At 64.7% G+C, this 10,803-nt stretch carries 13 protein-coding genes; 8 read left to right on the top strand and 5 right to left on the bottom strand.

The window, feature by feature from the left end:
* The first annotated feature begins 457 nt into the window (after positions 1–457).
* A complete protein-coding gene (locus MGN01_RS13130; protein WP_147047061.1) occupies positions 458–691 on the top strand; it encodes a NepR family anti-sigma factor in 234 nt (77 codons plus the stop codon).
* Positions 688–1,275, top strand: coding sequence for a sigma-70 family RNA polymerase sigma factor (locus MGN01_RS13125; RefSeq protein WP_373319226.1), 588 nt, complete (start codon positions 688–690; stop codon positions 1,273–1,275). The genes MGN01_RS13130 and MGN01_RS13125 overlap by 4 nt, the downstream gene beginning before the upstream one ends.
* A gap of 23 nt (positions 1,276–1,298) precedes the next feature.
* Here MGN01_RS13125 and aroB read toward each other — a convergent pair whose 3' ends face one another.
* Together aroB and MGN01_RS13115 are read right to left on the bottom strand one after the other, a co-directional pair.
* Positions 1,299–2,417, bottom strand: a complete 1,119-nt coding sequence (aroB, locus tag MGN01_RS13120) for a 3-dehydroquinate synthase (RefSeq protein ID WP_147047060.1) — start codon at positions 2,415–2,417, stop codon at positions 1,299–1,301.
* 15 nt (positions 2,418–2,432) lie between these two features.
* Entirely contained in the window at positions 2,433–3,044 is a 612-nt protein-coding gene (locus tag MGN01_RS13115; RefSeq protein WP_147047059.1) for a shikimate kinase, read from the bottom strand.
* Between the two features lie 284 nt (positions 3,045–3,328).
* Here MGN01_RS13115 and MGN01_RS13110 point away from each other — a divergent pair, with 284 nt between their 5' ends.
* The 4 genes from MGN01_RS13110 (at position 3,329) to MGN01_RS13095 (ending at position 7,473) form a co-directional block, all read left to right on the top strand.
* A complete protein-coding gene (locus MGN01_RS13110; protein ID WP_147047058.1) occupies positions 3,329–3,481 on the top strand; it encodes a histidine kinase in 153 nt (50 codons plus the stop codon).
* A gap of 41 nt (positions 3,482–3,522) precedes the next feature.
* A complete protein-coding gene (locus tag MGN01_RS13105) occupies positions 3,523–4,467 on the top strand; it encodes a site-specific tyrosine recombinase XerD (RefSeq protein WP_280178544.1) in 945 nt (314 codons plus the stop codon).
* Between the two features lie 28 nt (positions 4,468–4,495).
* Positions 4,496–6,301 carry a methanol/ethanol family PQQ-dependent dehydrogenase gene (locus MGN01_RS13100; RefSeq protein WP_147047057.1) on the top strand — a complete coding sequence of 602 codons (1,806 nt, stop codon included), beginning with the start codon at positions 4,496–4,498 and terminating at the stop codon, positions 6,299–6,301.
* 809 nt (positions 6,302–7,110) lie between these two features.
* Positions 7,111–7,473 (top strand): hypothetical protein, encoded by a 363-nt coding sequence (locus tag MGN01_RS13095; protein WP_147047056.1) that lies wholly within the window; start codon positions 7,111–7,113, stop codon positions 7,471–7,473.
* A gap of 54 nt (positions 7,474–7,527) precedes the next feature.
* On the opposite strand, the gene MGN01_RS13090 is transcribed toward MGN01_RS13095, so the two are convergent.
* Positions 7,528–8,349 carry a transglutaminase-like domain-containing protein gene (locus MGN01_RS13090; protein WP_147047055.1) on the bottom strand — a complete coding sequence of 274 codons (822 nt, stop codon included), beginning with the start codon at positions 8,347–8,349 and terminating at the stop codon, positions 7,528–7,530.
* A 154-nt stretch (positions 8,350–8,503) separates the two neighbouring features.
* Positions 8,504–8,635, bottom strand: a complete 132-nt coding sequence (locus MGN01_RS24395) for a hypothetical protein (protein ID WP_280178543.1) — start codon at positions 8,633–8,635, stop codon at positions 8,504–8,506.
* A 331-nt stretch (positions 8,636–8,966) separates the two neighbouring features.
* Between MGN01_RS24395 and MGN01_RS13085 the strand changes: the two genes are divergently transcribed.
* On the top strand, positions 8,967–9,257 hold the full coding sequence (locus MGN01_RS13085; protein WP_147047054.1) for a methyltransferase domain-containing protein: 291 nt from the start codon (positions 8,967–8,969) through the stop codon (positions 9,255–9,257).
* A gap of 39 nt (positions 9,258–9,296) precedes the next feature.
* Here MGN01_RS13085 and MGN01_RS13080 read toward each other — a convergent pair whose 3' ends face one another.
* A complete protein-coding gene (locus tag MGN01_RS13080) occupies positions 9,297–9,668 on the bottom strand; it encodes a response regulator (RefSeq protein WP_147047053.1) in 372 nt (123 codons plus the stop codon).
* A gap of 363 nt (positions 9,669–10,031) precedes the next feature.
* On the opposite strand from MGN01_RS13080, the gene MGN01_RS13075 reads away from it, so the two are divergent.
* Positions 10,032–10,796, top strand: coding sequence for a methyltransferase domain-containing protein (locus tag MGN01_RS13075; protein ID WP_147047052.1), 765 nt, complete (start codon positions 10,032–10,034; stop codon positions 10,794–10,796).
* Positions 10,797–10,803: the final 7 nt, after the last annotated feature.

Below are 10,803 nucleotides of genomic sequence, written 5' to 3'. Positions count from 1 at the left end.
GGTTGCTCTACCAGCTGAGCTAAACCGGCATCGGGAAATGGGCTACCAGCCACTACTGCGCCATGCAAGCAGGTGGGTCGTTCGCCGTTGGTGGACTAGGCCGTGACGGCTGCGGAAACAGCCGGATCCCACGAATCGTGCTTCGGCAAAGCTGTCGGTCTAGCTTGTGACGTTGGTTGAGTCCGAAAGCATTCTGGCGCCATTCGAAAGAATTGCTGCTGACGTGGGCAATTATTTAAGCTGCTAAGCTTGGCTATAAACTCGTCTCGTTCTTGTTTCTAATCGTTTCTGCTTCTTGAAGAGCGACTGAACGCGCATTTCAGAGACGGTTAAATCGCTCGGCACTAGCACGGTAGCCTTCAATGATGGCCTCATCCGACTGAACGTGCCGCTCTCAAGATTTCTGCACGCTCCGACATCGGCCGTGGCCCTCAGGCAGGCACGATGACGGGGAGTGATGAACAATCACGAGCGCGACCGGTCCCGGTTCGGACAACCAGCACCCCGAGCATCCAACTCGGATGCGGAGAAGTCGCCGGCCATTGGCGGCGCAGCCGAGGCGCGCCGACGCATCGGGCGCGGCCTGCGCCTCCTCTATGCGGGCGTCCTCAATCAACCCCTGCCCGAAAGATTGACGCGGCTCGTCGACGTGCTTGCCGCGCAGGATCGAAGCACGGAGGGCCCACGATGACCCGGATGACCGTCCCGGCTCAACCGCAGAACAACACGCCACCGGGAGCCGACGCGGAGATGAGGTCTCTGCTGCTCGGGGCGATTCCCGCGCTCAGAGCTTTCGCCTATTCACTGACCTATGACCTCGATCGAAGCGACGACTTGGTTCAGGACACGCTGGTGAAGGCCTGGGTCAAAGCGGACAGTTTTCAGCACGGCACCAACCTAACGGCTTGGCTGTTCACCATCCTCCGTAATGCGTTCTACTCCGAGTTGCGCAAGCGCAAGCGCGAGGTAGGGGATGCCGATGGTGTCATGGCTGGCAAGTTGACAAGCCTGCCCGCTCAGGAGGTCTCCCTCGAACTGCGTGAGTTCCACGAGGCGCTTGATCTCTTGCCCTCCAGCCAGCGCGAAGCCTTGGTTCTCGTGGGCGCACAGGCCTTCACCTACGAGGAGGCGGCTGAGATCTGCGGTGTTGCGGTCGGTACTGTGAAGAGCCGGGTAAGCCGTGCTCGGCTTCGGCTGACCAAGGCGCTCGGCATGAATGGCGTTGACGAGATCGGCGCCGATGCCGCAACGCGTGCGGCGCTCGGCCCCGTGTAATCCGGTAGACCGGTCGCGGCCGACTACGCGTTGGTCAACTCATCCGTCAGGAAGGCCCGGACGTCGGCGGCGTCGATGCCTGGGGCGATGAAACTCTGGCCGATGCCGCGAGCGAGGATGAAGGTGAGCTGTCCGTCGCGTACCTTCTTGTCCTGTGTCATGGCGTCGAGGAGCATGTCGGCATCGCCTGAGCCGCCAGGAACCTGGCTCAGACGCGTCGGCAGCCCGGCGAGAGCCAGGTGATTGGCGACGCGGCCGGCATCTTGGCCGGAGCACAGTCCCAAACGAGCGGAGAAGCGGAAGGCGAGGGCGAGCCCGATGGCAACACCTTCACCGTGGACAAGCCTGGCGGGGTCGTAGCCGGTCAGCCGCTCAAGGGCGTGGCCGAATGTGTGGCCGAGATTGAGCAGAGCGCGCTCGCCGTCCTCGCGCTCGTCGCGCACGACGACGCCGGCCTTGGACCGACAACAGATGGCCACGGCCTCGTCGCGCTCGGGGCCACCCGAGAAGATACCGCCCCAGTTCGCCTCGCACCAGTCGAAGAATCCGGCGTCGTTGATCAGGCCGTATTTCGCGACCTCGGCATAGCCGGCGCGCATTTCGCGCTCGACCAGGGTGTCGAGCGTCGCGGTGTCGGCGAGGACGAGGCGGGGCTGGTGGAAAGCACCGATCAAGTTCTTGCCCAGCGGCGAGTTGATGCCGGTCTTGCCGCCGACGGAGGAATCGACCTGTGCGAGCAGGCTCGTCGGCGCCTGGACGAGGCGCACGCCGCGGCGCAGCGAGGCCGCCGCGAAGCCCGCGAGATCGCCAACTACGCCGCCGCCGAGCGCTACGACGAGATCGCCGCGCTCGATGCGGTACCCGAGTAGTCCGTCGCAAACCTGAGCGAAGGTGGCGTAGCTCTTCGAGGCCTCTCCGGGAGCGACGCTGACGATGCCGGAGCGCAGGCCGGCTGCCTCGAGGGAGGCCTGGACCCGCTTGGCGTAGAGACCGCCGACGGTGTCGTCTGTGACGATGGCAGCTGCCTTGCCGCCGAGGGCTGCGATCCGCCTGCCGGCCTCGTCGAGCAGCCCGCGGCCGATCAAGATGTCGTAATCGCGGCCCTGGTCGAGGGGCACGTGGACGGTGAGGTGCTCGCTCATTCTCTCGCTCGGGCTCTACTGCGCGGCGACGCCCTGGGCAGGCGGGCTCAGCCAGACGTCGAGGGCTTCCAGCACGTCCTGCACCACGCGGTCATGGGAAACGTCGCGGGACAGCACCATGACATCGGCCCGTCCATAGACCGGATGGCGCACCGCCATCAGGTCGCGCATCGTCGCCTCCGGGTCGGCGGTCTGCAGCAGGGGGCGGGTGCTGCGCTTCTTCACGCGCCGCATCAACACGTCGAGCTCGGCGCGCAGCCATACGGAGACAGCGCTGTCAGCGATGCGCTCGCGCGTGGCGTCGCGCATGAAGGCGCCGCCGCCGGTGGCCAGCACCATTGGGCCTTGGCGCAACAAACGGGCGATGACGCGCTCCTCGCCCTCGCGAAAGCTCTCTTCGCCGTAAATCGCGAACAGGTCGGTGATGGTGAGGTTCGCAGCCGCCTCGATCTCGGCATCGGCGTCCTTGAACATGAGGCCGAGACGGGTGCCCAGGCGGCGGCCAACCGTGCTTTTGCCAGCGCCCATCAGGCCGACGAGCACGATGGAGCGCGCGCCGAGGGCGCGGCGAATGCGCGCCTCGATCGGGTCGTCCGGCTCTGAGCCCGTGGCGTCGGGGTCGGTCATCGCGCGGTCATAGCCAATTTTCGGGAGCGGGCGAAGCATTTCGCCAGGCTGTTCCTGTGGCTTCGTGGACCTTGCCTTCGCACGCCACGCATGGGACCAGATCCTCCGGTCCGACACGCGCAACCGGCTTTGCCGCGCGCGAGATCGCGCTGCGTTTAAATCGAGTCGATCAAAACGTAGAAAACGTGATCAATTCAGAGGGTTAGAGTAGGCTTCACACGAAAAGCCGATCACACTTTTCGTAGCCTGCTCTTGGCAGAGTTTGTCCGAGAGGTTCGCGCGCCGTGCCGTCCCTGTTCCGTTTCCTGGCGATCCTGGCCATCCTCGGGGGCGCCGTCTTCGCCGGACTTTTCGCGTTGGCCACCTTCGTGCAGCCGACCCAGCGCGAGATGAGCGTGACGATCCCGGCAGGGAAGCTCCAACCGGGCAACAAGTGAGCGAAGGCCGTCCAGGCGCCCAACGCCGAGGACGCCGCCCGGTGGCAGCGCCCGCTTCAGCCGCTGAGACAGAACGGCCTCCCGCCGACGTGGCGCAGCTCTTTCTCGACATGCTGGCAGCGGAGCGTGGGGCTGCTGCGAACACGCTGGCGGCCTATCGGCGCGATCTCGACGACTACCTTGCCTACCTTGCCGCGGAGGGCATCGATCCGGTCGAGGCGGATGCGGCGAGCGTGCGGGCCTACATCGCCGATCTGGAGCCGCGCGGGCTGAAGGCGTCCTCGGCGGCGCGCCGGCTCTCCTGTATCCGCGGCTTCCATAAGTTCCTCTACGCAGAGGGTTTTTCGGAATCCGACCCGAGCGCTCCGGTTGCCGGGCCCCGCCGGGCGCAGGCCCTGCCGAAGGTGCTCTCGATCGCGGAGGTCGACGGGCTGCTGGCCGCGGCGCGCGAGCGGGTGGCCGCCGCCGAGAGTGCGGCGGAGACGGCCCGAGCCCGGAAAATGCTGTGTCTTCTGGAGCTTCTCTACGCGACGGGCCTGCGCGTCTCCGAGCTGATCGCCCTGCCGCGCTCGGCGGCCTCGACGCGCGAGCGCTATCTCGTGGTGAAGGGCAAGGGTGGGCGCGAGCGTCTGGTGCCGCTGACGGACGTTTCCCGGGAGGCCATGCGTGAGCACCTGCGTCATGTTCCGGGTGATGGTCCGTGGCTGTTTCCGGCCGACAGCGAGAGCGGACACCTGACCCGCCAGGCTTTCGCGCGGGATTTGAAGGTCGCGGGCGCAGCGGCCGGCATCCGGGCCGACCGGATTTCGCCGCACGTGCTGCGCCATGCTTTCGCCAGCCACCTGCTGCGAAACGGCGCGGACCTCAGGATCGTGCAGGAGCTGCTGGGACACGCCGACATCTCGACCACGCAGATCTATACCCACGTGCTCGACGACCGCCTCAAGAGCATGGTGCGCGACCTGCACCCGTTGAACGACGGCTGACGAGGCCTCGGACAAGGCGAGTTTTGCGATGAAACGTCTGCTGCTGTCGGTGCTCCTGTGGAGTCTCGCCGGCCCCGCATCGGCCGTCGGCCAGGCGGAAAGATCCGATCTCGAAACCCGGCTCGCCGATCCCGGTCAGCAGGTGATCCAGACGGTCGATTACGCGAATACCCGCTACTCGCGGCTCGATCAGGTTACCGCCGAGAACGTCTCCCGGCTCAAGGTAGCCTGGACCTTCTCCACCGGGGTGCTGCGCGGCCACGAGGGCGCGCCGCTCGTCGTCGGCCATCGGATGTACGTGCACACGCCGTTCCCGAACACGGTCTACGCGCTTGACCTCGACCACGAGGGCCGCATCCTCTGGTCATACGCCCCGAAACAGGCGGCCGACGTGGTGCCTGTCATGTGCTGCGACACCGTCAACCGCGGGCTCGCCTATGCGGACGGCGCGATCCTGCTGCACCAGAACGACACCACCCTGGTCTCGCTCGATGCCGAGACCGGCCGGGTGAACTGGTCGGTGAAGAACGGCGATCCGGCGAAGGGCGAGACCAACACGGCCACGGTGCTGCCGGTGAAGGATCTGGTGATCGTCGGCATTTCGGGCGGCGAGTATGGCGCCCGCTGCCACGTCACCGCCTACGGCCTCAAGGACGGCAAGCGGATCTGGCGGGCCTACGCGACGGGGCCGGACGAAGACATGCTGGTCGACCCGGACAAGACGACCGAACTCGGCAAACCCATCGGGAAGGACTCGTCGCTGAAGACCTGGGACGGCGACCAGTGGCGCATGGGCGGCGGCTGCGCCTGGGGCTGGTTCTCCTACGACCCCGCCCTGGACCTGCTCTATTACGGCACCGGCAATCCCTCGACCTGGAACCCGGCCCAGCGCTCGGGCGACAACAAATGGGCCATGTCGATCGTCGCCCGGCACCCCGAGACCGGCCGTGCGGCCTGGCTCTACCAGATGACCCCGCACGACCAGTGGGACTATGACGGCGTCAACGAGATGATCCTGACGGACCAGGAGGTCGATGGCCGGCCGCGCCATCTCCTCACGCATTTCGACCGCAACGGTTTCGGCTACAGCCTCGACCGCGCCACGGGCGAACTCGTCACTGCCGAGAAATTCGATCCGACGGTGAACTGGGCCACGGCGATCGACCGCGACCGGGCCTCGCCGACCTACGGGCGCCCCCTGGTGGATCCGCGGCACGCCCCGGAGACCACCGGCGAGGACGAGGTGATGCACGGCATCTGCCCCTCGGCGCTGGGAGCGAAGAACCAGCAGCCGGCAGCCTACTCGCCGCAGACGCACCTGTTCTACGTGCCCACCAACCACTTCTGCATGGATTACGAGCCCTTCCACGTCACCTACGTGCCGGGCCAGCCCTATGTCGGCGCGACGCTCGGGCTCTACCCGCCGCCCGGCACGGACCGGACCGGAAACGTCATCGCCTGGGACGGCGTGAAGGGGCGGATCGCCTGGTCGCTCCCGGAGCGGTTCTCGGTGTGGTCCGGCACCCTGGCGACGGCGGGCGGCGTGGTGTTCTACGGGACGTTGGAGGGCTGGCTGAAGGCGGTCGATGCCCGCGACGGGCACGAGCTCTACCGCTTCAAGACACCCTCCGGCATCGTCGGCAATCCGATGACCTTCATGCACGACGGCCGGCAGTACGTCGCCGTGCTCTCCGGTGTCGGCGGCTGGGCGGGCATCGGCCTCGCCGCCGGCTTGACCGATCCCGCCGACGGCTCCGGAGCGGTTGGCGGCTACGCGGCGCTGTCGCAGTACACCGCCGCCGGCGGCCAGCTCACCGTGTTCGCGCTGCCGTAAGGCTCGGCGAAGGATCGACGTCTGATGCTGGGCGCCCACCCGGAAGGTCCGCGTTGAGTGGCATCGTTTTTGGGGCGGATGAGCCATTTCTGTATGGGCCAAGTCGCAGAGCTCCCAAGTCCGCCAGGCTCGCTGAGCACGCCAGCCGTCTCATTGTTATCTTTTGTACAATGATCTAACGTCGACGAATCGCCGGCCAACAATCTTAGGGCGCCTGCGACTGAGAGAGACGTGCGCTCCCGCCTTCCTCGGAGGACGCGCCTTGTCTCGGCACTGCTTTGATACTCGGAATCGAACTCTCGCTCGTAACGATGAGATCGAGCCCGAATGGGCAGGCCGCGAAGCAATCAAAGATCGCGCCCTGCAGGTGCTAGGCCAAACGACAGGGGCTTAGCCATTTCATGCAGATAGCTGCATGTAGCTATCTGCGTTCCCATTCCGTTTCAATACTGTGTCATCACGGAAGTGTTCATAATTATCGATAATAACTCGTAGTCAATCGGTCCGCGCTCGCAGGTGTTGTGATGCCCAGGTTACCTACAATAGGCGGTTGGTTGAGGCGCCGCTCTCGGCGCCAGCGGGTTAGGCTCTTGACGTCATGGCCTCAGAACAAGGCCAAGCGCAACAATAGAGTTTCTCCTATATCCAAAGTGACCATCGCCGACTTGAGGAATGTGATCTTCTTCGACGTTCCAAATATTCGTATTCAAGTTAATCCGATTTAGTCTGTAATGCGGCGGATGGTCCTTGTGTCGAAAATGACCAGGCGAGTGACGATCCCGCAGCCATTGAAAATTTGAGGATCGGCAATGAAAATTATCTCCTGGTTCAAAGCGCAGAGTCGGCGGCGACAAGAAGCCGCTCGACGTAAAGTCTCGAGCGAAAAGCAAGCAGCTGCGATCGAAAACGGTACCTTCACCGACAAAGATACTTATGGGGATCGCGATTTCGACGAAAAATATCGGCTAGCAATGCGACTCACGCAGAGTTACGTCAATGAACATTATCCTAATTCGTATTATGCTCGGCAAACGAAAGATTTCGATAAAACTCTCGACTACGAGGGAATAAGAACGAACGCGATCAGTGTTCTGTCATCGTCCATCTGCGTATCCTTGCGGCAGGGTACAGGCGCCGAACAATCTGCAAGTATAGCAATAATGAAAATTTAGATTGATAAGTGTCTGTTTTGTAAGGCGGGGAATAGAAAAGCCGCGAGGCCGACCTCAATTCGCGATGGCGGGTGCCTCTTCAGTCGTAACCACAAAATTGACGAGCGAATTCGGCCCAAAGGTAAGCGTCAGCGGCACGTCGGCAGCGTCGCGACCATATGCAATCAAGATGCGACCGATGCGCGGGCTGTTATTCCGCGGGTCGAACGTGTGCCAGCGTCCGCCCAAGAAAACCTCCATCCAAGCCGCGAAGTCGCCGGGTGAATGCGGTAGGGGCAAGCCAATGTCGCTGACATAGCCGGTGCAATAGCGCGCCGGGATGTTCAGACATCGGCAAAAGGTAATAGCGAGGTGAGCATAGTCGCGGCACACGCCTCGTTGCTCCTCGAAGACCTCTGCGGCTGTACGCGTCGCCCGCGAGTGTTCGTACCCGAACGTGATCCGGTCATGCACGTAGTCGCAAATGGCCTGGACGCGCGACCACCCTGGCGACAGGCTTCCGAACAGTTCCCAGGCGATGTTCGACAGTCGATCTGTCTCGCAATACCGGCTTCCAATTAGGAAGAGCAGCGTGTCCGTCGGCAACATCGAGGCGAACGCTTCAGTCGCGGCTGTATCAGGTGGTGCTTCATTCTCGCTGTGATCGCGCACGACCGTATCGGTCTTCAGCGTCAGGAGACCGGCCGGCGCAACCAAGCGGGTGCACCAGTTTCCAAAGCTGTCACGATATCCCTCCAGCGGTACGGAGGGCATCGTCAAAATGTAGTCTGGCCGCTCAAGGTCGGAAAACCGTGATGAGTGAACATTCAGCATCGCGATGAGGGTTGTGGGATACTGAAAGTCGTAAGTCATCTCGCAGCCGACGAGAATTCGCATTCCTGATAATCCAGAGTTGCCGAGACATCGAGGATGGCGAGTCAACCCCCTTCGATGGAAGCTGATCGGTCGGTTGGAACGAGAAGACCGCATCGCTGCGCAACGTATGCGGTCGAAGCGGCCCCTCGGGCAGCGTTGGTGAGCGCTCTTGCGCTTACTTGCGTCCGGGTGCCTTCAAGGCGTCGCTGACGGGATTCTTCATCGACGGTGCAGACGCATTCGTCTTCACGACGGGCTTCTTCGGCTTCTTCGCCTCACGACTGCCGCGCTGCTTTTCCGTGGCCATAATCGTCACTCCCGGTCTGTGATTGTAGAACTGGTGGCGCCGCACCTGGCAGCCGCGGCATGCAGAAACAGGTGGCCAAAACGGCCGTGCTGCTCAGGTGACTCAATGATGTCCGATGGATACCGATCCTAGCCACGTGACCTCCCAAACCCTGCAGGCGGGAGACTTGGCCCTCAGCCACGGGAGCCTGTCGTTCTCGGCCGGTGATGACGCAGGATGCGCTTCTTCAGCAGTGAAAGATAGCCGTCTGATTATTTGAGCGTCGCAGTGTCAGAGACAGGGTCAAAATGTGTGGTGTTCCGGATCGGGCAAAGTCCAACCAAGCCGCATTATGGATCCGCACGGCGATCAGCACACTTCGCGGCTGCCTCCTTCTACTGTGATGGACGCGGCCGCCGCGCCGCTTGCACCGTCGCCCCGGACCCTGGAAATCGGCTGCGGCACCGGGTTCCTGACGCGAGCCCTGCGCAGCCGAATTCCGGTCGGATCGATGCTCGCCACCGATATCGCGCCGGCGATGATCGCGCGCTGCCGGACGCGGATCGGCGCGGAGGAGGCTGGTTTCCAGGGCGTCCGCCTTGCGACCGCGCAGCCGGGGAGCGGTTCAGGCCTCTGCCGGTGACGTCGGCTTGACCCCCTTCCGTGCTCGGCTGGTCAGGGGCTATGCGGCGTTCAGCAAACGCCCGAGCGCTCGCAGAACCTCCTCGACCGCGACGGGCTTTTCCAATCGCGGCGCCTTGGCGTAGCGCTCCGGGAGCGAGGCTTGGTCGTACCCCGTCGTGAGCAGGAACGGCACGCCTCGGGCGCGCAACGCATCGGCCACCGGGTAGGCCATCTCGACGCCGAGCTTCACATCGATCGACGCAGCGTCGACGGTCTCGCGATCGACGAGGCCGAGTGCCCCCTCCACCGAGGGCACCGGCCCCAGAACGATCGCGCCGGAAGCCCGCAGCCTCCGCTGCAGATCATCCGCGAGGAAGTAATCGTCCTCGACCACCAGGATGCGGCGGCCGGATAGGGGATTCTCAGGCATCGGCCATCTCCAGAGCAGTCCGTGGCTCCGAGACGGGCAGCGCCATGGTGCCGTGAACGCTGTCCTCTTCCATGACGTCGGTTGTCCTCGTGCCGAGCCGGTAGGGCACCGCCCGCGGGAAGGCTGCACCGGCTGCGGAGCTCGCGCATAATGGTCTCGCCGCTCCGCGCCCGCTCCGGATCATTGTGGGCGGCATGACCGCCCTCGTCCACGATGAGCACGGCCCAGGGCTCGACCGGGCGTCGGGGGCAATGCCGTTCTGGCAAGGGTTGCGGTCCAGGCCCGCGCCGCGTCAGCTTGAGCGGGCCATCCCGGCAGGGTAGGGCGGGCGCGAGCCGCTGGACGATCGCATCTCGAACAAGAATGACCGCGTGGAAACAGGCTGTCGCGCGGGCCTTCGATCGCGCGGACGAGTATGACGGCGACGCCCGCATCCAGGCCGTCGTCGCCGATGGGCTCGCCGCGACAATTGCCGCCGCGCCGCTCGCACCGTCGCCCCGGACCCTCGAAATCGGCTGCGGCACTGGGTTCCTGACGCGGGCCCTGCGCAGCCGGATTCCGGTCGGACCGATGCTCGCCACCGATATAGCGCCTGCAATGATCGCGCGCTGCCGGACGCGAATCGGCGCGGCGGCCGATCTTCACTTCGCCGTCATGGATGCCGAGCGTCCCGCCATGGCCCCCGGCTTCGATCTCATCGCGTCGAGCCTCGCCGCGCAATGGTTCGTGGATCTGCCGGGTACGCTGGCCGGGCTCTGCGCCCTGCTGCGCTCCGGCGGCCTGCTCGCCGTCACGACCCTCGCCGCCGGCACCTTTCGCGAGTGGGACGCAGCGCAGGAGGCGGTGGGACGGGTCTCGGCGACGCCCGCCTATCCAACGATCGACGCGTTGCGGGCCATGCGCTTCGCGGCCTGCCGTACCGAGATCCGGCTGGAGGACGTGCGCGAGACCCATGAGGACGGCGCCGCCTTCCTGCGGGCGCTGCGGGCGATCGGCGCTCAGACGCCCTCCGACCTCACGGCAGCCCGCTCGCCCGGTCAGCTCAGACGGGCGCTGCGAGCCTTCGATGCGCGGGGTGCTACCGTCACCTACGCCGTCGCCACCTGCCTGATCCGGCGGGCGGGGTAGCCGGCGC

Origin of the sequence: Methylobacterium gnaphalii (assembly GCF_007992215.1) — a bacterium.
GTDB lineage: Bacteria > Pseudomonadota > Alphaproteobacteria > Rhizobiales > Beijerinckiaceae > Methylobacterium > Methylobacterium gnaphalii.
This window is presented reverse-complemented; position numbering and strand designations above follow the sequence as displayed.

Bases quoted from the DNA above. Each gene is read 5' to 3' on its own strand.
- MGN01_RS13085 (WP_147047054.1), top strand. From the start codon at position 8,967: ATGGATCCGCACGGCGATCAGCACACTTCGCGGCTGCCTCCTTCTACT.
- MGN01_RS13100 (WP_147047057.1), top strand. From the start codon at position 4,496: ATGAAACGTCTGCTGCTGTCGGTGCTCCTGTGGAGTCTCGCCGGCCCC.
- MGN01_RS13115 (WP_147047059.1), bottom strand. From the start codon at position 3,044: ATGACCGACCCCGACGCCACGGGCTCAGAGCCGGACGACCCGATCGAG.
- MGN01_RS13075 (WP_147047052.1), top strand. From the start codon at position 10,032: ATGACCGCGTGGAAACAGGCTGTCGCGCGGGCCTTCGATCGCGCGGAC.
- MGN01_RS24395 (WP_280178543.1), bottom strand. From the start codon at position 8,635: ATGGCCACGGAAAAGCAGCGCGGCAGTCGTGAGGCGAAGAAGCCGAAG.
- aroB (WP_147047060.1), bottom strand. From the start codon at position 2,417: ATGAGCGAGCACCTCACCGTCCACGTGCCCCTCGACCAGGGCCGCGAT.
- MGN01_RS13095 (WP_147047056.1), top strand. From the start codon at position 7,111: ATGAAAATTATCTCCTGGTTCAAAGCGCAGAGTCGGCGGCGACAAGAA.
- MGN01_RS13080 (WP_147047053.1), bottom strand. From the start codon at position 9,668: ATGCCTGAGAATCCCCTATCCGGCCGCCGCATCCTGGTGGTCGAGGAC.
- MGN01_RS13130 (WP_147047061.1), top strand. From the start codon at position 458: ATGAACAATCACGAGCGCGACCGGTCCCGGTTCGGACAACCAGCACCC.
- MGN01_RS13125 (WP_373319226.1), top strand. From the start codon at position 688: ATGACCCGGATGACCGTCCCGGCTCAACCGCAGAACAACACGCCACCG.
- MGN01_RS13090 (WP_147047055.1), bottom strand. From the start codon at position 8,349: ATGCGAATTCTCGTCGGCTGCGAGATGACTTACGACTTTCAGTATCCC.